The 19,584-nt window shown below is 73.7% G+C and carries 14 protein-coding genes and 1 pseudogene; 12 read left to right on the top strand and 3 right to left on the bottom strand.

Annotated features, from left to right (window positions below; all coding sequences use genetic code 11):
- The 7 genes and pseudogenes from QM626_RS14395 to QM626_RS14365 all read left to right on the top strand — a co-directional run.
- Positions 1–327: pseudogene (locus QM626_RS14395) on the top strand (acyl-CoA dehydrogenase); the annotation flags it as partial.
- A 106-nt stretch (positions 328–433) separates the two neighbouring features.
- Positions 434–1,777, top strand: a complete 1,344-nt coding sequence (locus tag QM626_RS14390) for a PIG-L family deacetylase (RefSeq protein WP_415077653.1) — start codon at positions 434–436, stop codon at positions 1,775–1,777.
- Positions 1,774–2,478: a glycosyltransferase gene (locus QM626_RS14385; RefSeq protein ID WP_415077652.1), complete on the top strand. Its 705-nt coding sequence runs from the start codon at positions 1,774–1,776 to the stop codon at positions 2,476–2,478. The genes QM626_RS14390 and QM626_RS14385 overlap by 4 nt, the downstream gene beginning before the upstream one ends.
- 176 nt (positions 2,479–2,654) lie before the next feature.
- Positions 2,655–5,189, top strand: a complete 2,535-nt coding sequence (locus tag QM626_RS14380; protein ID WP_415077651.1) for a glutamate--cysteine ligase — start codon at positions 2,655–2,657, stop codon at positions 5,187–5,189.
- The gene (locus tag QM626_RS14375; protein ID WP_415077650.1) at positions 5,189–6,967 is read left to right on the top strand and encodes an N-acetylglutaminylglutamine amidotransferase; all 1,779 of its coding nucleotides are present in this window, start codon (positions 5,189–5,191) and stop codon (positions 6,965–6,967) included. The genes QM626_RS14380 and QM626_RS14375 overlap by 1 nt, the downstream gene beginning before the upstream one ends.
- Entirely contained in the window at positions 6,964–8,811 is a 1,848-nt protein-coding gene (locus QM626_RS14370) for a S9 family peptidase (protein ID WP_415077649.1), read from the top strand. Before QM626_RS14375 ends, QM626_RS14370 begins: the two co-directional genes overlap by 4 nt.
- A 202-nt stretch (positions 8,812–9,013) precedes the next feature.
- Complete coding sequence (locus tag QM626_RS14365; protein WP_415077648.1) at positions 9,014–11,371, top strand: ATP-binding cassette domain-containing protein; 2,358 nt, start codon at positions 9,014–9,016, stop codon at positions 11,369–11,371.
- Between the two features lie 34 nt (positions 11,372–11,405).
- On the opposite strand, the gene QM626_RS14360 is transcribed toward QM626_RS14365, so the two are convergent.
- The gene (locus QM626_RS14360; protein ID WP_415077647.1) at positions 11,406–12,650 is read right to left on the bottom strand and encodes an MFS transporter; all 1,245 of its coding nucleotides are present in this window, start codon (positions 12,648–12,650) and stop codon (positions 11,406–11,408) included.
- Between the two features lie 80 nt (positions 12,651–12,730).
- Between QM626_RS14360 and QM626_RS14355 the strand changes: the two genes are divergently transcribed.
- Positions 12,731–13,045 (top strand): ArsR/SmtB family transcription factor, encoded by a 315-nt coding sequence (locus tag QM626_RS14355; RefSeq protein ID WP_415077646.1) that lies wholly within the window; start codon positions 12,731–12,733, stop codon positions 13,043–13,045.
- Between the two features lie 19 nt (positions 13,046–13,064).
- Here the strand turns inward: QM626_RS14355 and QM626_RS14350 are convergent, their stop codons facing one another.
- Both QM626_RS14350 and coaBC read right to left on the bottom strand, forming a co-directional pair.
- The gene (locus QM626_RS14350) at positions 13,065–14,213 is read right to left on the bottom strand and encodes an MFS transporter (RefSeq protein ID WP_415077645.1); all 1,149 of its coding nucleotides are present in this window, start codon (positions 14,211–14,213) and stop codon (positions 13,065–13,067) included.
- Positions 14,214–14,365: 152 nt separating this feature from the next.
- Positions 14,366–15,595, bottom strand: coding sequence for a bifunctional phosphopantothenoylcysteine decarboxylase/phosphopantothenate--cysteine ligase CoaBC (gene coaBC, locus QM626_RS14345; protein WP_415077644.1), 1,230 nt, complete (start codon positions 15,593–15,595; stop codon positions 14,366–14,368).
- A 23-nt stretch (positions 15,596–15,618) separates the two neighbouring features.
- Here coaBC and QM626_RS14340 point away from each other — a divergent pair, with 23 nt between their 5' ends.
- From QM626_RS14340 to QM626_RS14325, 4 genes are all read left to right on the top strand, one after another.
- Positions 15,619–16,332, top strand: a complete 714-nt coding sequence (locus QM626_RS14340) for an NRDE family protein (RefSeq protein WP_415077643.1) — start codon at positions 15,619–15,621, stop codon at positions 16,330–16,332.
- A 164-nt stretch (positions 16,333–16,496) separates the two neighbouring features.
- Complete coding sequence (locus QM626_RS14335) at positions 16,497–17,009, top strand: glutaminase (protein WP_415077642.1); 513 nt, start codon at positions 16,497–16,499, stop codon at positions 17,007–17,009.
- Between the two features lie 145 nt (positions 17,010–17,154).
- Positions 17,155–19,368 (top strand): glycogen debranching protein GlgX, encoded by a 2,214-nt coding sequence (gene glgX, locus QM626_RS14330; protein WP_415077641.1) that lies wholly within the window; start codon positions 17,155–17,157, stop codon positions 19,366–19,368.
- Positions 19,365–19,584, top strand: a 220-nt coding sequence (locus tag QM626_RS14325; RefSeq protein ID WP_415077640.1) for an alpha-amylase family glycosyl hydrolase, incomplete at its 3' end; no start/stop codon positions are given. The genes glgX and QM626_RS14325, both read left to right, overlap by 4 nt.

Raw genomic sequence — 19,584 nt, 5'->3', positions numbered from 1 at the left:
GGGGACGACCCGCTGGCCGCCGCGCACGCGGGCCGCGCGGACGCCGCCGACTGGTCGGCATCCGTCGTGCTGGCCGAGGCCGCCCGTCGCGTGGACGCCGGGGTGAGCGGACGCGAGGCCGCGCTGCTCGCCGCGCGGGTGCGTGCCGTGGTCGCCGCCGGCGTCCGGCTGGTGCTGCGGGAGGAGGAGGCGGGACTCGGCCCGGGACCGTTCGCGACCGACGCGGCCCACGCGCGCCGGGTCGCCGACCTCGGGCTCTACCTGCGGCAGGACCACGCCGACCACGACCTGGCCCGGCTCGGCCGACGCGCGGGGGAGGACGTATGAGCGTCGTGCCGGCCGCATCCATGTCCCACTTCGGCGCGGAATTCGCCCGCCATACCGCGCCGAACTGGGACATCAACCGCATCGAACTGGGACACGGAGTCAGTGCATGATGAGCATCGCCTTCGACCACCGCGAGCCCGGCACCCCCGAGGCCCGCTGGCAGGATGCCGAGCCCTGGCGCGACGCGCAGCCCCTGGATCTCGGGGTCGAGCGGGTCGTGGTGCTCGCCGCGCACCCCGACGACGAGAGCCTCGGCGCGGGTGGCCTGATCGCGACGGCGGCGGCCCGCGGCATCGACGTGGACGTCGTGGCGGTCACCGACGGCGAGCGCTCGCACCCCGAGATCAGCGAACCCTCCCAGCTGGCCCGCCGGCGCCGGGAGGAACTGGTGCGGGCGGTGCACCGGCTCGCCCCGGCAGCCCGGCTGAGCTTCCTCGGGATCCCCGACGGCGCCGTGCGAGAGCACCGGCAGCGGGTCGCCGACGCGGTCGCCGGCGTGGTGCGCTCCGCCGACCCGGGCCGCGTGCTGGTCGCCGCGCCGTGGTGGGGCGACGGGCACCGCGACCACCGGGTGCTCGGCGAGATCGCGGTGTCGCTGGCCGGCGCGGGCGTGCAGGTCGTGGGATACCCGATCTGGATGTGGCACTGGGCCGAGCCGGATGCCGTCGATCCGACCGACTGGCGGCTGCTGGCGCTGCCCGACCCGGTGTGCTCGGCGAAGGCGGACGCCGTCGCCGAGCACGCGAGCCAGCTGCACGCGAGCACCTCCGACGGCGTCCCGATGCTGCACGCCGACACGCTCGCCCACTTCGCGCGCCCGTTCGAGGTGTTCATCGTCCCGCCCGGGTCCGCCGGCCCCGCGCCGGCGGACTTCGAGGCCTTCCACGCCCGGCACGCCGATCCATGGGGCCTGGGGACGCGCTGGTACGAGCGACGCAAGCGGTCGCTGCTGCTCGCGTCGCTGCCGCGGGAGGAGTTCCGGCGCGTGATCGAGCTCGGCTGCGCGGGCGGCGAGACCACGCGGGTGCTCGCGGAGCGCGCTCGTCACGTGACCGCCGTCGACGCGTCGGCGACGGCGCTGCAGCGGGCCGCGGCGCGTGACCTGCCCGGGGTGGAATGGCTGCAGGCCGACCTGCCCGCGCAGTGGCCGGCGGGAGACGCCGACCTCGTCGTGCTGTCCGAGCTGGCGTACTACTGGAGCGCGGCGCAGCTCGCCGCCGCGCTCGACCGCATCGACGTCAGCGTCGACGAGGACGGCGTGCTCGTCGCCTGCCACTGGCGGCATCCGATCCCCGGCGCACCGCTGACCGGAGACGACGTGCACACCGCCATCGCGGGACGGGCGGAATGGGTCCGGCTGGCACGTCATGTGGAGGAGGACTTCCTGCTCGACGTGTTCGTCCGCCCGGGTATGCCCTCGGTCGCCGCCGGCGCGGGGCTCACCCCATGATCGGGGCGGTCGCCGTCGTCGTCCCGGTGCACGACGAGGAGGAGCTGCTCGGCGAGAGCCTCGCCGCCGTGACCGCCGCGCTGAGCGCGCTGGCCGCGGCGCGACCCGACGTCCGCGCCGGGGCCTGGGTCGTGCTGGACGCCTGCACCGACGACTCCGCGTCGATCGCCGAGGCGGCCGGCCTGCCGATCGTGCGGCTCGATGCCGGGTGCGTCGGTCTCGCGCGCGCGGCCGGCACGGCGGCCGCCCTCCGGAGCATGCGCGGCATCCCTCCGGGCCGGATCTGGACCGCGCACACCGACGCGGACTCGGTGGTGCCGCCGCACTGGCTGGTGCACCAGGTGCGGCTCGCGGATGCCGGCGCGGACGTCGCCGTCGGCACGGTGCGCCCGGATTTCCGCGACCTCGACGAGGCGCGCGCGGCGGCGTGGTGGCGGCGCTACACGCCGGGCGTCGCGAACGGGCACGTGCACGGCGCCAACCTCGGCATCCGCGCCTCGGCCCTGGACGCGGCCGGCGGTTTCGCCCCGATCCCGGAGCACGAGGACGTGAGGCTGGTCGAGGCGGCGCGTCGCGCCGGTGCCGTGCTGGTCGCCACCGACGACGCGTGGGTGCGCACGAGCGGCCGTCAGCGCGGGCGCACCCCGGGCGGGTACGCCCGCTACCTGCGGGACGACCTGGTCGCCCCCGTCGAGGTGTAGACCTTTCGCCGCACGGAATCAAGTGCTCTTCACACTCATAGGCAGCCGACGTACCGTGGCATGTGCGGCACCGCAGAGCGCCACGTGCGAGACCGACAGTGAGACCTGCGGAGCGGAGTGGTGCGGTGGAGCCAGGAGCGGAACCGAGGCGCGGACGGACGGCCGCCGAGACCGACGTGCCGCGCGGGGTGGAGCTCACGCTCGGCGCCGAGGAGGAGCTGCACCTGGTCGATCCGGTCAGCCGGCGACTCTCGGCGCGGGCGCCCCAGGTGCTGGCGCACCTGCCGTCGGAGTCCTTCACGGCCGAGATCCAGCGCACGACGGTGGAGTTCACCACCGACGTGGTGACCACCCTCGGCGGCCTGCGGGCGCAGCTGCTCGACCGGCGGCGGGCGCTGCTGGCGGCCGCCGAGGAGGAGGAGCTGGCGCCGGCGGCGGTCGGGACGGCGCCGCTGTCCGACTTCGCCGACTTCGAGCTCTCCACCTCGGGGCGCTACGCGCGCATGCAGGACCGCTATCGGCTCCTGGTGGACGAGCAGCTCATCTGCGGGACCCAGATCCACGTCGGCGTGTCCGATCGGGACCTGGCGGTGCGCATCATGCAGCGGATCGCGCGCGACCTCCCGGTGCTGTGCGCGATGGCGGCGAGCTCGCCCTACCTGAGCGGCTCCGACACCGGCTATGCCAGCATCCGCTCGATCATCTGGCAGCGCTGGCCGAGCGCCGGCGCGACCGGCCATCTGGACGACGCCGCGGAGTACGCCGCGCTGCTGACCGACCTCATCCGCAGCGGCGTCATCGCCGACGAGAAGATGGCGTACTTCGACGTGCGCCCCTCCTCCCACGAGCCCACTCTCGAGCTGCGGGTGCTGGACGCGTGCCCCATCGTCGACGACGCGGTGCTGATCGCGGGCGTCTACCGTGCGGCGGTGCGGCAGGCGGCTCGCGACATCGCGGCCGGGGAGCCCTGGACGCCCCCGCGGCCCCCGATCCACCGAGCCGCGATGTGGCAGGCGGCACGGTCGGGCCTCAGCGGCTACCTGCTGGACGGCGAGGAACGGCCGCGGCCGGTGCGCGCCCAGACGGCCGTGCGCGCCCTCGTCGAGCGGCTCCGCCCGGATCTGGAGGCGCTGGGCGACGCGACCGAGGTCGAGCACCTCGTCGACGCCCTCTTCGCCCGCGGCAACTCCGCCGACCGGCAGCGCGCCGCGTTCGCGGAGCGGGGCAGGCTCGAGGACGTCGTCGACCTGGTGCTGGCCGAGACGCGCGGCCCGGCGTCCGGACCCGTCGTGGAGTCGCCGGCCCTGCGGAAGTACCACGTCCGCGCCGGCGACGAAGCGGTCGGGCCGGCCTCGCGCACCCGCCCCGCCTACCGTGAGCTCGTGGACCACTACCGTTCGCTGGGTCCGGTGGGCCGGCGCGAGCGCATCACGGCGCGCGACGAATGGTCCGAGTCGGCGGAGCTGACCTTCGGCGTGGCCGGCGACCACTCGCGGTTCGAGGTCGACCTCATGCCCCGGGTGGTCCCGCGGCACGACTGGAAGCGCATCCAGGCGGGCGTCTCGCAGCGGGCCCGGGCGATCGAGGCCTTCCTGCGCGACGTGTACGGCGAGGGACGGGTGCTGCGCTCGGGCATCGTGACCGAGGCCGACCTCGAGCGCACCGGCGCGTGGCTCCGCGACGCCCCGGCGCTGCCGCCCGATGCGACGCGCGCCCCGATCATGGGATTCGACCTGGTGCGCGACGAGCTCGGCGGGTGGCGCGTGCTCGAGGACAATGTGCGCTCGCCCAGCGGCATGGCCTTCGCCCTCGCCGCACGCGAGCTCATCGACGCCGTGCTGCCGGACGCGCCGCGACCGGCAGGGCTGGCGGACCCGACGGACGTGTTCCCGCTGCTGCGCCGCACGCTGCAGCACGGCGCCCCCGACGGCGCGCGCATCGCGCTGCTGTCGGCGGGGCCGGGCAGCTCCGCCTGGTACGAGCATCGGCGACTCGCCGCCGGCGCCGGCCTGGAGCTGCTGACCGTCGACGAGGTGCGCGTCACCCACGGCTGGGTGACGGACGCGGCGGGGGAGCCGCTGGGCGTGCTCTATCTCCGGCTGGACCGGGAGCTGCGCGACACCGTCGACGCGGCGGGCGCGCGGATCGGCGAGCGGATCCTCGACGTCGCGGCGGCGGGCGGCGTCGTGCTCGTCAACGTCCCGGGCACCGGGGTCGCCGACGACAAGGCGATGTACGTCGTGGTCCCCGAGCTGATCCGGTTCTACCTCGACGAGCACCCGCTGCTCGAGCCCGTGCCGACGTATCGGCTGAGCGATCCCGGCGAGCGGTCGGCGGTCATCGAGCGGCTCGGCGAGCTCGTGACCAAGCCGGTCGACGGGCAGGGCGGCCAGGGGGTGCTCATCGGCCCCGTCGCGCCGGCCAGCCTCGTCGCCGAACGCCGCGCGACGATCATGGCGGACCCGGCCGGCTGGATCGCCCAGGAGACCGTGCGGCTCTCGAGCCATCCCACCTGGACCGCCGCCGAGCTGGAGCCCCGACGCGTGGACCTGCGGGTGTTCGCCTTCGTCACCGGCACCGGGCGCGAGGACGTGCATCTCGCGCCTCTGGGGCTGACCCGGATGGCGCCGGCGACCAGCATGATCGTGAACTCCTCCGCCGGCGGCGGGGCGAAGGACACCTGGATCCTCACGGCCGAAGGAGACGACTGATGTGCGGACTCGCGGGCGAGGTGCGCTTCGACGGCAGGGTCGCGGACGTCGCGGCGGTCGCGCGGATGACCGGATGCCTGGTCCATCGCGGCCCCGACGGCGAGGGCGTCTGGGGGCGCGGACCCGTCGCGCTCGGTCACCGCAGGCTCGAGATCATCGACCTCACGCCCGCAGGCGCGCAGCCGATGGTCGACAGCGCCCTCGGCCTCACGACCGTGTTCAACGGCTGCATCTACAACTACCGGCAGCTGCGCGCCGAGCTCGAGCGCGCCGGTCATCGCTTCTTCTCCACCTCCGACACCGAGGTCATCGGCAAGGCGTACGCGCAGTGGGGCACCGCGTTCGTCGACCACCTGCTCGGCATGTTCGCGATCGTCATCGCCGAGCACGCCTCGGGGCGCGTCGTGCTCGTGCGCGACCGGCTCGGCATCAAGCCGCTCTACCTCACAGAGGACGCCGAGCGCCTGCGGTTCGCCTCCACGCTTCCTGCGCTCCTGGCAGGCGGCGGCGTCGACACCGCCATCGACCGGGAGGCGCTGGCGTGCTACATGACCTTCCATTCGGTCGTGCCGGCTCCGCGCACGATCCTCGCCGGGGTGCGCAAGCTGCCGCCCGCGACCATGCGCGTCGTCGAGCCCGACGGCGGCGGCCGGCAGTGGGAGTACTGGCGGGCCGACTTCACCCGGGACCCGGACGTGCGCGGCGACGAGGAGTGGCAGGAGCAGGTGCTCGCCTCGCTCCGCACCGCGGTGGAGCGCCGGATGGTCGCCGACGTGCCGGTCGGGGTGCTGCTGTCGGGCGGCATCGACTCGAGCCTGGTCGTCGCGCTGCTCGCCGAGGCCGGACAGACCGACCTGCAGACCTTCAGCATCGGGTTCGAGTCGGCCGGCGGCGAGTCCGGCGACGAGTTCGAGTACTCGACGCTGGTCGCCGAGCGCTTCGGCACGGCGCATCACCGCATCCCGATCCCCTCCGACCGACTGCTGCCCGCCATCGACGGCACCGTCGCAGCCATGAGCGAGCCCATGGTCAGCCACGACTGCGTCGCGTTCTACCTGCTCAGCCAGGAGGTGTCCCGGTCGGTGAAGGTCGTGCAGTCCGGTCAGGGCGCGGACGAGGTGCTCGGCGGGTACGACTGGTACCCGCCGCTGGCGGCCGTGCCGCGCGCCGACGCGGTCGAGCACTACGCGCGGGTGTTCTTCGACCGCCGCTGGCCGGCGATGGGCGAGGTCCTGGCGCCCGACTGGATCGTCGACGCCGACGTGCCGACGGCCTTCATCGCCGACGCGTTCGCCCGGCCGGGCGCCCAGACCGCGGTGGATGCCGCGCTGCGCAACGACACGACCGTGATGCTGGTCGACGACCCCGTCAAGCGGGTCGACAACATGACGATGGCGTGGGGGCTGGAGGCGAGGGTGCCGTTCCTCGACCACGAGTTCGTGGAGCTGGTCGGCCGCATCCCCCCTGAGCTCAAGCTCGCCGACGGCGGCAAGGGCGTGCTCAAGCGCGCGGCGCGGGGCGTCGTGCCGGACGAGGTCATCGACCGCACCAAGGGCTACTTCCCGGTGCCCGCGATCCGCCAGCTGGAGGGACCCTACCTGCAGCGGGTGCGCGACGCGCTGACCGATCCGGCCGCCCGCGAGCGCGGCCTGTTCGTGCCGGAGACGGTGGAGCGGATGCTCGCCGACCCCAACACCACCCGCACCACGCTCGGCTCCAACGCGCTGTGGCAGCTCGCACTGCTGGAGATGTGGCTGCAGGAGCACACGGGCAGATGACGGTCGCATCGCCGCACGTCGAGGCGCTCGTCGGCGCCTGGGGCAGCTGGAGCCCCACGATGACCGCCGCCGGCGACCGGGTCGCGTACCTCAGCGACCGCAGCGGGGTGCCGTCCGTCTGGGTGCAGGAGGTCGGCGACAGCGCGGCGGACCCGTACGAGATCACGTTCACCGACGACCCGGTGGTCGGGGTGTCGTGGTCGGCGGACGGGGCATGGCTCGCGTGCGCGGTCGCTCCGGGCGGCGGGGTGCGGCAGCAGGTGTGGGTGGTGCGCCCCGACGGCACGGACGCGCGCGCGATCGCGGGCACGCCGCAGCTGCACGCCGAGCTGGGACCGTGGACGCGCAGCGGGCATCGCGTGGTCGTGACGATCCCGCCGGCGGGCGTCGGCGACCTCACCGCGTCCTATCTCGCCGACCCCGTCACCGGCGCCCTGCACCCGCTCTCCTCCGGCGCGCTCATCCACGTCCTCGACGTCTCGGTCGAGGAGCGGGTGGTGCTCCTGCGCGACGGCGAGCGCGGCCGGCACTTCTGTGTGGCCGTGGACCGCCTGGCCGACACCGGCCGGGTGCTGACCTCGCCTGCGGCGACCGGGACGACCGAGTCCGGCATCCTCCGCCGCGCGCCGGCCACCCACCCGGCCCCGCTCATGGCCTACCTCGTGACCGATGTCGGGCGGCCCCGATCGCAGCTGCTCGCGGTCCCGCTCGGGCCGTCGGCGGAGCAGCAGGAGGCGCAGCCGCTCGCCGCCCGGGACGACGCCGAGCTGGAGGAGATCGACGCCGACGACGAGGGGCGCACCCTGCTGCTGGTGTGGAACGTCGCCGGGCGCACCGAGATGGAGCTCCTCGACACCGAATCCGGGGCACGCACGCCCATCCGCGGCCTGCCGGGCTCGGTGGCCGCCGACGCCGTGCTCAGCCGCGACGGGCAGAGCGTCTTCGTCACGGTCGAGAGTCCGCGGCATCCCCGCCGGATCTGGCGGTGCGACCTCGCCACCTTCGCCTGGAGGCCGGTCTCCGCGGCGCCTCCCGAGCCGGCGCACGAGCTGATCGAACCGACGCTCGAGGGCTTCCGCAGCGAGGACGGCCGCGAGATCACGGGGTGGCTGTACCGTCCGTCCCCGGACGCGTCGACCGGTTCCGCGCTGGTGTGGCTGCACGGCGGGCCGGAGTCGCAGGAGCGGCCCGGCTACTCCGCCCAGCATCAGGCGCTGGCGGCATCCGGGATCTGCGTGTTCGCGCTGAACGTGCGCGGCTCGTCCGGGTTCGGGCGCGAGTTCGTGCACGCCGACGAACGCGAGCGCCGGCCGGCCGTCTTCGGCGACGTGCGCGCCGCCGCCCGACACCTCGTGGCTCTCGGGGTCGCGCCGGCGGAGCGGATCGCGGTCGGCGGCAGGTCCTACGGCGGGTACCTGACGCTGGCGATGCTCGCCTTCTCGCCCGGGGTCTTCTGCGCCGGCATCGACGTGTGCGGGATGAGCGACCTGCGCACCTTCTACCGGAACAGCGAGCCGTGGATCGCGGCGGCCGCGTACCCGAAGTACGGTCACCCGCACCGCGACCGTGCGCTGCTGCGCGAGCTGTCGCCGATGCGGGCGATCGACGCCGTCGCCGTGCCGCTGCTCGTCGTGCACGGCGAGCACGACACCAACGTGCCGGTGGGCGAGGCGCGGCAGGTCGTCGCCGCGCTGAGCCGGCGGGGGCGGCCCGTCACCTACCTGGAGCTTCCCGGGGAGGGGCACGAGTACCGTCGGCTCGCGAGCCGGGAACGGATGCTGCGGGCCGTGCTCGACTTCGCCGCCGAGAGCATCGCCGGCACGCCTGTCGACGGCGGGGCGTGACCGCCGGGGTCGTGACCCCCCGCGTGTGGCCCTCTCCGGGGTCCGGCGGTCGCAGAATCCCGCGGATGTCGCAGAATTCCCGCCGGATCCTGCGACGATGGCGCCATCCTGCGACGACGGATGCCGCCGTCGGCGCCGCGGTGCCGCCTCGCGCGGCCGCGCCGTTCGTGGTGTGATCGACCGAGCCCAGGAGAGGACCGCCATGCCCGACCACCCCGCCGACGCGCACGACGTCATCCGCGTGCAGGGCGCGCACGAGAACAACCTCAAGGGCGTGTCCGTCGACATCCCGAAGCGACGCCTGACCGTGTTCACCGGGGTGAGCGGCTCGGGCAAGAGCTCACTCGTGTTCGGCACGATCGCCGCCGAGTCGCAGCGGATGATCAACGAGACCTACAGCGCCTTCGTGCAGGGGTTCATGCCGACCCTCGCGCGGCCCGACGTCGATCGGCTGGAGGGGCTGACCACCGCGATCATCGTCGACCAGGAGCGCATCGGGGCGAACCCGCGCTCCACGGTCGGCACCGTCACGGACGCGAACGCGTTCCTGCGCATCCTGTTCAGCCGGCTCGGCGTGCCGCACGCGGGAGGCCCGCAGGCGTACTCGTTCAACGTGCCCTCGGTGACCGGGCACGGCGCCATCACCGTCGAGAAGGGCGGTCGGCAGAAGGCCGAGCGGGCGAGCTTCACCCAGGTGGGCGGCATGTGCCCGCGCTGCGAGGGCATGGGGCGGGTCAACGACATCGACCTCGCCGAGCTGTTCGACGACGCGAAATCCCTCGCGGACGGCGCGATCACGATCCCGGGATACACGGCGGACGGCTGGCAGGTGCGGATCTTCGCCGAGTCCGGGCTGCTGGACGCGCGCAAGCCGATCCGCGACTACACGAAGCGCGAGCGCGACGACTTCCTCTACAAGGAGCCGACGAAGCTCAGGATCGGCGGCATCAACCTGACCTACGAGGGGCTGGTGCCGAAGATCCAGAAGTCCATGCTGTCGAAGGACCCGGAGGCGATGCAGCCGCACATCCGCGCGTTCGTCGAACGCGCCGTCACGTTCGGCGTGTGCCCGGACTGCGGCGGCACCCGCCTGGCGGAGCACGCGCGGGCCTCGAGGATCGGCGATGTGAGCATCGCCGAGGCCTGCGCCATGCAGATCAGCGACCTGGCCGAATGGGTGCGGGGCCTCGACGAGCCGCAGCTCGCCCCGCTGCTGGGCTCGCTGCGCCAGACGCTCGACTCCTTCGTCGGCATCGGCCTCGGCTACCTCTCGCTCGACCGTGCCAGCGGCACCCTGTCGGGCGGCGAGGCGCAGCGCACCAAGCTCATCCGGCACCTGGGCTCCGCGCTCACCGACGTCACCTACGTGTTCGACGAGCCGACCGTGGGGCTGCACCCGCACGACATCCAGCGCATGAACACGCTGCTGCTCCAGCTGCGCGACAAGGGCAACACCGTGCTGGTCGTCGAGCACAAGCCCGAGACCATCCAGATCGCCGACCACATCGTGGACCTGGGCCCCGGCGCCGGGGTGGACGGCGGCGAGGTGCGCTTCGAGGGCACGGTCGCCGATCTCCGCCGCAGCGGCACGCTCACCGGCCGTCACCTGGACGACCGCGTCCGGTTGAAGGACGCGGTGCGCACCGCCTCCGGCGTGCTGGCCGTGCGCGGCGCCGCCGAGAACAACCTGCGGGACGTCGACGTCGACATCCCGCTCGGCGTGCTCACGGTCGTCACCGGCGTCGCGGGCTCGGGCAAGAGCTCGCTCGTCCACGGCTCGGTGTCGCCCCGCGCGGATGTCATCACGGTCGACCAGGCGCCGATCAAGGGGTCGCGCCGCAGCAACCCCGCGACCTACACCGGTCTGCTGGAGCCCGTCCGCAAGGCGTTCGCGAAGGCGAACGGCGTGAAGCCGGCGCTGTTCAGCGCGAACTCCGAGGGCGCGTGCCCCAACTGCAACGGCGCGGGGGTGGTCTTCACCGAGCTGGGCCCGCTCGCGACGGTGACCACGGTCTGCGAGGTGTGCGAGGGCCGGAGGTTCGCGGACTCGGTGCGGGAATACCGCCTGGGCGGCAAGGACATCAGCGAGGTGCTCGCCATGCCGGTCGCCGAGGCGCGGGAGTTCTTCGCCGCGGGCCAGGCCCGCATCCCCGCGGCGCTGGCGATCCTCGAGCGGCTCGCCGACGTCGGGCTCGGCTACGTCTCGCTCGGGCAGCCGCTGACGACGCTGTCCGGCGGCGAGCGGCAGCGGCTGAAGCTGGCGGTGCAGATGGCGGGCACCGGCAGCGTCTACGTGCTCGACGAGCCGACGACGGGCCTCCACCTCGCCGACGTCGACCAGCTGCTCGGCCTGCTCGACCGGCTCGTCGACGGCGGAGCCTCCGTCATCGTGATCGAGCACCACCAGGCCGTCATGGCGCACGCCGACTGGATCATCGACCTCGGGCCGGGCGCGGGCCACGACGGCGGCCGGATCGTGTTCGAGGGCACCCCCGCCGGCCTCGTCGCCGACCGGTCGACGCTGACCGGCCAACACCTCGCCGAGTACGTCGGGGCCTGAGGCGCTCGCGCATCCGGTCGTCACGGTCGCAGGATCACGCCGATGTCGCAGAGTTCCCGCCGGATCCTGCGACCGAGGTGCGATCCTGCGACGCCGGTGCGTGTGGCGCGGGGTGTCCGGCTCGGATGCTGAGCACCGCCGCGGTCGCGGCGAACACCGTGACCGCCGCGCCGTAGCAGAGCACGGTCGTGTTCAGCCCCAGCGCCGACGTCAGGCACCCGGCGACCACCGCCGGCACACCGAACGCCAGGTACGACACGGTGTAGATCGCGGCGAACAGCTCCGCCCGCTCGTGCACCTGCGCGAGCGGTGCGAGGATGCCGACCGTGCCCATGAACGCGGTGCCGAACCCGGATCCGACCACGATCACCGCGAGCAGGTAGCCGACGAACGATCCGTTCGCCAGCGCCAGCAGCGACAGCGCGGTGCCGACGGCGAGCGTCGCCGCGCCGAAGACGACCGCGACACGCGGCGGCCGTCGACGCAGCAGCAGCACCGCGACGGCGCCGGTCGCCGGCAGCACGCCGATCACGACGGCTTCTGCGAGGTGGTCGTCGGTGTGGAGCTGGACCCGGACGATGCTCGCTCCCAGCGAGAGGAACAGCCCGCCCGTCGCCCAGCCCGCCACGATCACCGGCACGGCGCGCAGGAACGGCCCGCGCGCCGCCGGCGGCACCGCGATCCGCGGTCGCAGCGCCCGCTGCCAGCCCGGCATCCGCGTCGAGGTCTCGGGCGCGACACACACCAGCGCGGCCAGGACGAGGTAGACGGCCGCGAGCGGCAGGAAGACCGCCGAGGCCGGTGCCGGGCTCACCTCCAGCATCAGCCCGGCGAACAGCGCCCCGGCGGCCAACCCGATCATCGGCGCGACGGCGTTGAGCACGGCCGCCGCCTGCGGCCGCGTCGGCGGCGCGAAGTCCGTGATCGTCGCCGACAGCGCCGACAGCAGCAGGCCGCTGGCCAGGCCCTGCAGACCGCGGGCGGTGAGCAGCACCGTGACCGAACCGGCATCCCACAGCAGCAGCACGCCGACCGCCAACAGCACGAGCCCGACGCTGAGCACCGGGCGACGACCGACGTGGTCCGAGATCGAGCCGACCACGAGCAGGGCGGCCAGCAGCACGACCGCGTAGACCGCGAACGCGACCGTGATGCCCGCGGCGGACAGCCCGAGGTCCTCCTGGAAGGTCGGGTAGAACGGCGAGGGGGCGCTGGCCCCGGCCATCATCGCGATGGCCGCGGCCGCGGTCGTCGCGAACCCGAATCGGCGCCGTGACATGTCCGTCCCTTCGGTTCCAAGAACATCGAACAGAGGAGACGGTACGCGCCGATCGAGATCAGTTCAAGTATTGTCGAACCATGGGCACGGAGATGGTGCATCCCGACCGTGACGCGATCGAGCTCACGCAGGTGCTGTTCGCGCTCAGCGACCCGGGCCGCCTCGAGATCGCCCGGCAGCTGCGCGACGGGTCGCTCGACGTCGCCGCCTGCGTGCCGTGGGACCCGTCGATGCCCAAGGCCACGAAGTCGCATCGCCTCAAGGTGCTGCGTGAGGCCGGCGTCATCCGCAATGAGCCCAACGGGCGCAATCGGATGCTGACGCTGCGACGCGACGACCTGGATGCGCGCTTCCCCGGGCTGCTCGACGCGGTGCTCGGCCGCGCGGACACGTAGCCGGCGCCGGGATGCTGCCTCAGCGCCGGAGCACGGGCAGCAGCGGCGCGACCAGCACGAGCACGATCGCGGGGACGAGGAACGCCGGTCCGAGCGCGGGGCCCGCCGCCACGAGGCCGAGCACGACCGCGCCGACCACGGCCCCGGCGTAGTTGAACAGGTTGACGCGGGCGATGATCTCGTCGCTGCGCTCCGGCAGCAGCTCGCCGGCCCGGCTGAACGCGATCGGCACCAGGGCTCCCGCCGCGGCGCTCATGAGCGCGAACCCCGCGATCGCCGCTCCGGGAGCCGGGAGGGCCGCGACGAGGACCGCCCCGACGGCGACCACGACCGTCGCGGACAGCCCGACGCGCACCCGGCCGAACCGGCGGACCGCCGCATCCGCCCCCAGGCGTGCCAGCAGCACGGCCGCCAGGTACGCGCCGTAGCCGAGCGGGGTGAGGCCGGGCGCGGCGGACAGGCCATCGGCGAGGTAGATCGTGCTCCAGCTCGAGACCGCGGCATCCACCACGAACGCGGCGAACACGAACGCCCCGACGGCCCAGACCGCCCGCCGCGGCAGCGGCACCCGCGTGGCGGCGTCGTCGTCGACCTGCCGGGCCGCGCGCTCGGGGTCGAAGCCGCGCACGCCCCACACGGCGACCGCCGCGATGAGCACCGCGGCGAGGATCGGCGTCAGCGGTGCGGGACCGCCGACCGCCAGGATGCCGGCCGTGGCCACCGTCGCCACGATCGCCGCGGCGGTGTAGGCGGCGTACAGCTGCCCGAAGATCGGGCGGTCGTATCGTCGCTGCACGAGCGCGCCCTGCATGTTCGAGCTCGCATCCACCGCCCCGAGACCCACGCCGTAGAGGGCGACGGCGACCACCAGCAGTCCGAACCACGCCGAGAGGGCGATGAGCACCACGGCGACCGCCTGCGCGGCGAACCCCGTCACGAGCGCCTGCCGGCTGCCCCAGCGCACCGCGATCGCGTCGGCGAGGAGGGAGCCCGCGGCCGCCGCGAGACAGACCCCGAGCAGCAGCAACGACACGACGGTGTCGTCGATGCCCACGCGCTCCTTGATCGCCGGCAGCGCGGTCACCACCGCGGCGTAGCCGAGGCCCTGCGCGGCGTACGCGCCGCTGACGGCCACGCGTCGGGCCCGCACGGTCGAGGTCTGCGGCATCCTTCTCCCCTCTGCCACGCGTCAGTCAACCGCACCGCGGCGGGACGTCACAACGACTCGTGTGCCACAACTCCTCCTGATCGGTCGCGTCGCCGCCGAGCATCCGCGGATTCCCGCGGGCCGTCGCGTCTCCGCGCCGCCGCGAGGCGGAGTTATGACACGGAGGCGGTGCCCGACGTCCGGCGGGAGGCGAGAACGGCGTCCCAGACCGCGTCGGCGACCGCGCGCTTGGTGCCGGCGACGTGGGCGACGATCGCGCCGTCCGCCCCGATCACGGTCAGCTCGTTCTCCGCGGCCTCGAACCCGCGGTCCCAGCCGACCTCGTTGACCGCCAGCAGGTCGACGCCCTTGCGCTCGCGTTTGCGGCGCGCTCGCGCGAGCAGCGCGTCGCCGGTCTCGGTCTCCGCCGCGAACGCGACGATCGTCTGACCCTCGCGGCGCCCTGCCGCCAGCTCGGCGACGATGTCGGGGTTCGCGACGAGGTCGAGGCGCAGCGTGTCGCCGTTCTGCTCCTTCGTCAGCTTGCCGTCCGCGGGCCGGGCGGGCCGGTAGTCGGCGACCGCCGCGGCCATGACGATCACGTCGGCGGATGCGGCATCCTGCGCCGCCTGCTGCAGCTCGAGGGCGGTGCCGGCCGCGGTCACGGCGATGCGCGGATGGCCGGCGGCGGGTGCGAGCACGTCGCCCTCGACGTGCGCGGCGATCAGCGCGACCTCGGCGCCGCGGTCGGCGGCGGCGAGCGCGAGGGCGACGCCCTGCCGGCCGCTGGAGCGGTTGCCGAGGAAGCGCACCGGGTCGAGGGGCTCCCGTGTGCCGCCTGCGGTGACGACGACGCGCAGCCCGTCCAGATCGGTGGATGCCGCGGCCAGCCCCAGCGCGAACGCCGCGATGTCGTCGGGCTCGCTCATGCGGCCCGGGCCGGAGTCGCCGCCGGTGAGCGGCCCGTCGACGGGGCCGACGACGTGCACTCCGCGCTCGCGGAGGGTCGCGATGTTCGCCCGGGTGGCCGGATGCCGCCACATCTCGGTGTGCATCGCGGGGGCGACGACGACCGGCGCCGTGGTGGCCAGCAGGGTCGTGCCCAGCAGATCCTCGGCGAGGCCGGCAGCCATCTTCGCGAGCGTGTTCGCGGAGGCCGGGGCTACGATCACGAGGTCGGCGCGCTGGCCGAGCGACACGTGGCGCACCGTCGCGACGTCCTCGTGCACGGTCGTGGTGACCGGATGCCGGCTGATGGCCTCCCAGGTGGGCACGCCGACGAAGCGCAGCGCGTCCGCCGTCGGCACCACGTGCACCTCGTGCCCCGAGGCGATGAGCGCCCGCACGAGATGTACCGTCTTGTAGGCGGCGATGCCGCCCGTCACCCCGACCACGACGAACACGACTCGATTCTTCCACGCCGCCCATGTGCACCGTCATCATCCACGTCCCGCCGTCCGCGGCGGAGCCGGCGAGGCTGCTCGCCGTCCGTGACGAGGACCCGGCCCGGCCGTGGCGGCCCCTGGGCGAGTGGTGGCCCGAGCGCCCCGGCGTCGTCGGCGTGCAGGACGTCCGCGCGGGCGGAGCATGGCTGGCCGCCGACCCGACGACGCGGCGGCTCGCGGTGCTGCTGAACCGTGCCGATCGCGGCGAGCTCGCAGCGGACGCCGTGATCTCCCGCGGCGTGCTCGCGCTGGACTCCGTGGCGGGCCGTTCGCCGGGCGAGGAGCCGCCGACGCGCGGCTTCAACCTGCTCGAGGTCTCCCCGGGCGCGGCACGCGTGGTGTCGTGGGACGGGGCCTCGCGCCGGATCGTCCGGATCCCGCCGGGCACGCACATGATCGCGCACGACGAGGTCGACGACCCGGCGACGGCGCGTATCACCCACTGGCTGGAGCACTTCCGGCTCTCGGCTCCGGTCGACGGCCCGGAATGGTACGCGCCGTGGCTCGCGGTCCTCGCGCGCAGCGCCGAGCTCGGGCCGCTCGACGACCGCGCGATCATCCGCGACAACACCCCGCACGGCTATCCGACGCTCTCGCTGCTGGTGTGCGCGGCCTCCGTCGGGCCGGACGCCGTCGACGTGCGCGCCGCGGACCTCCCCGTCCCCGGCGTGTGGTCCCCGCTCACCCTCCGCTGACGCACCGCCCTGCCCCCTGTGCGCATGACTCAGGCGATCCGGGGCCGCCGCCTCGGAATCCGGGTGCCCGCCGCCGTTCTGCCTGAGTTGTGCGCACCCTCGGACCGGATGCCGCGCGCCGACGGGCGGGAGCCTCCGAGTCCGCCGCGGGTAGCGTGGGCGGGGTGAGCGTGCGTGAGGACATCGACGGGATGCTGGCCGCCGCGCGTGCCCGGCTCGTCGACGTGCCCCGCGAGGCCCTCGGCCAGTGGCGCGCGCCGAAGAAGGTGCTCGGCATCTCCCGCGCCCCGCGCCTGTGGCCCGCTGGCGCCGCGTGGCACCTCGGGGTGCTGCTGCTGACCGATGACGCCCTGCTGGCCACCGGCGAGATCGTCCGCGCGCGCGAGGAGGTGCGGCGCGGGTTCGCCGCCGAGTCCCAGCGCGAGCGCGCCGAGGTCGCGGCGGCCGCCTTCCGCGGCGGCTTCGCCGAGGGGCAGGCCGTGCACATCGGCTGGCACGAGATCGACCTGGACGCCGTCGCCGTCGGCCCGGCCGCGTCGGCGGCATCCGCCCCGCTCGTGATGCGCGAGGACGTCGTGCTCGTCGCCTGGAGCCCCCGCGGCGCGCTGATGCCGCTCGCGCGCTATCTCGACGAGCACGTCGCCCTCGCGGTCGACCCGCCCCGCGGCGCCACCTGAGATCCCCGGCGACCCGATTCCCCGCCGCTGTCAAGCCGGGCCCGGATGCCGCGGATGCGGGCAGGCTCTTCGGGTGAGCCCACTCGACACGTCCGCGACCGCGTCCTCCACTAGGGTGGGATCCCATACCGGCGAAGGGGAATGCGTGCAAGCCTGGCCTGGATCGACCTACCCGCTGGGGGCCACCTTCGACGGAAACGGCACCAACTTCGCGTTGTTCAGCGAGGGTGCCGAGCGCGTCGAGCTCTGCCTCTTCGGCGACCGCGGCAAGGAGACCCGGGTCGAGCTCGTCGACGTCGACGCGTTCGTCTGGCACGCCTACCTGCCCAACATCGGGCCGGGCCAGCGCTACGGCTACCGCGTGCACGGGCCGTACGACCCGGCGTCCGGCAAGCGCTTCAACCCGAACAAGCTGCTGCTCGACCCCTACGCGAAGGCCGTCGAAGGCCAGGTCGAGTGGGGCCAGGAGGTGTTCGGCTACACATTCGGCGAGCCGGACTCGCGCAACGACGACGACTCCGCCACCCGCATGATGAAGGGCGTCGTCATCAACCCCTTCTTCGACTGGGGCGGCGACCGCCAGCCGAAGACGCCGTACTCCGAGACCTTCATCTACGAGGCCCACGTCAAAGGGCTGACCGAGCGGCATCCGGCGGTCCCGGAGGAGATCCGCGGCACCTACAGCGCCATCGCCCACCCCGCGATCATCGAGCACCTGCGCAAGCTCGGCGTCACCGCGATCGAGCTCATGCCGGTGCATCAGTTCGTGAACGACTCGACCCTGCAGGAGAAGGGCCTGTCGAACTACTGGGGCTACAACACGATCGCCTTCTTCGCGCCGCAGAACACGTACTCCTCGACCGGCGAGCGCGGCCAGCAGGTGCAGGAGTTCAAGGGCATGGTGCGGGCCCTGCACTCCGCCGGCATCGAGGTGATCCTGGATGTCGTCTACAACCACACCGCCGAGGGCAACCAGCTGGGCCCGACGCTGAGCATGCGCGGCATCGACAACGAGGCCTACTACCGGCTGGAGCAGAACGACAAGCGCTACTACACCGACTACACCGGCACCGGGAACAGCCTCAACGTCGGCAACCCCCACACGCTGCAGCTGATCATGGACTCGCTGCGCTACTGGGTGCTGGAGATGCACGTCGACGGCTTCCGGTTCGACCTCGCGGCGACCCTGGCCCGCGAGTTCTACGAGGTCGACCGGCTGGCGGCGTTCTTCGAGCTCGTGCAGCAGGACCCGGTGGTCAGCCAGGTCAAGCTCATCGCCGAGCCGTGGGACGTCGGCCCCGGCGGCTACCAGGTGGGCAACTTCCCGCCGCAGTGGACCGAGTGGAACGGCCGGTTCCGCGACACCGTGCGCGACTTCTGGCGCGGTGAGCCCGCGACGCTCGGCGAGTTCGCCTCGCGGCTGACCGGGTCCGCCGACCTGTACGAGCACTCCGGGCGCCGGCCGGTCGCGTCCATCAACTTCGTCACCGCCCACGACGGCTTCACCCTGCGCGACCTCGTCTCGTACAACGAGAAGCACAACGAGGCGAACGGGGAGGACGGCCACGACGGCGCCGACGACAACCGGTCGTTCAACGGGGGCGCCGAGGGACCCACCGACGACAAGGCGATCCTGACGTTGCGCGCCCGGCAGCAGCGCAACTTCATCGCCACGCTGCTGCTGTCCCAGGGCGTGCCCATGCTGCTGCACGGCGACGAGCTGGGACGCACCCAGCAGGGCAACAACAACGGCTACGCGCAGGACAACGAGATCACCTGGGTCGACTGGGACGCCGTCGACCACCCGCTGGTCGAGTTCACCGCGGCGCTGGCGCGGCTGCGCCGCGAGCACCCCACGTTCCGCCGCCGCCGGTTCTTCAACGGCCGCCCGGTGCGGCTGGAGGAGGGTATGAGCGTGCCCGACATCGTCTGGCTGCGGCCGGACGGCTCCCTCATGGAGCCGGAGGACTGGGACGCCGGCTTCGGCCGCGCCGTCGGCGTGTTCCTCAACGGCAACGGCATCCGGGAGCGCGACCGCCGCGGCGAGCCGATCACCGACATGCACTTCGTCGTGCTGTTCAACGCGGGCGACGAGCCGGTCGACTTCACCCTGCCGGACGTCGACTTCTCGCCGAAGTGGGATGTGCTGGTCGACACGGCCGGCGAGCGGGCGAACACCACGCCGGTGGAGCCGGGCCAGACGCTGCCCATCGAGCCCAAGTCGCTCATGGTGCTCTGCGAGCACGCCGAGCCGGAGCCCGAGGTCGACCACTCCGTCGCCGCCTCGCTCGCGCAGGCGCTGACGGGCGCGATCGACGAGGTGCCGGGAGCCGCGCCGAAGTCCGAGCTCCCGCGATGACGCGGCCGCCGGCATCCACGTACCGCCTGCAGATCCGGCCGACGTTCGACCTGGATGCGGCGGCCGAGGTGGTGCCGTACCTGCGCGACCTCGGGGTCTCGTGGGCGTACCTCTCGCCGCTGCTGCGCGCCACGACCGGCTCGGACCACGGCTACGACGTCGTCGACCCGCGCCTGGTCGACCCGGCGCGCGGCGGCGCGGCGGCCCTCGCCCGGT

The sequence above is a fragment of the Microbacterium sp. genome (assembly GCF_047606385.1).
GTDB lineage: Bacteria > Actinomycetota > Actinomycetes > Actinomycetales > Microbacteriaceae > Microbacterium.
Note: the sequence above shows the minus strand (reverse complement) of the source record. Positions and strands in the feature narration are given on the sequence as shown.

Excerpts from the sequence above, each read along its gene's own strand:
- QM626_RS14355 (WP_415077646.1), top strand. The coding sequence starts at position 12,731 with ATGGGCACGGAGATGGTGCATCCCGACCGTGACGCGATCGAGCTCACG.
- QM626_RS14375 (WP_415077650.1), top strand. The coding sequence starts at position 5,189 with ATGTGCGGACTCGCGGGCGAGGTGCGCTTCGACGGCAGGGTCGCGGAC.
- QM626_RS14385 (WP_415077652.1), top strand. The coding sequence starts at position 1,774 with ATGATCGGGGCGGTCGCCGTCGTCGTCCCGGTGCACGACGAGGAGGAG.
- QM626_RS14350 (WP_415077645.1), bottom strand. The coding sequence starts at position 14,213 with ATGCCGCAGACCTCGACCGTGCGGGCCCGACGCGTGGCCGTCAGCGGC.
- QM626_RS14365 (WP_415077648.1), top strand. The coding sequence starts at position 9,014 with ATGCCCGACCACCCCGCCGACGCGCACGACGTCATCCGCGTGCAGGGC.
- QM626_RS14390 (WP_415077653.1), top strand. The coding sequence starts at position 434 with ATGATGAGCATCGCCTTCGACCACCGCGAGCCCGGCACCCCCGAGGCC.
- QM626_RS14370 (WP_415077649.1), top strand. The coding sequence starts at position 6,964 with ATGACGGTCGCATCGCCGCACGTCGAGGCGCTCGTCGGCGCCTGGGGC.
- QM626_RS14340 (WP_415077643.1), top strand. The coding sequence starts at position 15,619 with ATGTGCACCGTCATCATCCACGTCCCGCCGTCCGCGGCGGAGCCGGCG.
- QM626_RS14360 (WP_415077647.1), bottom strand. The coding sequence starts at position 12,650 with ATGTCACGGCGCCGATTCGGGTTCGCGACGACCGCGGCCGCGGCCATC.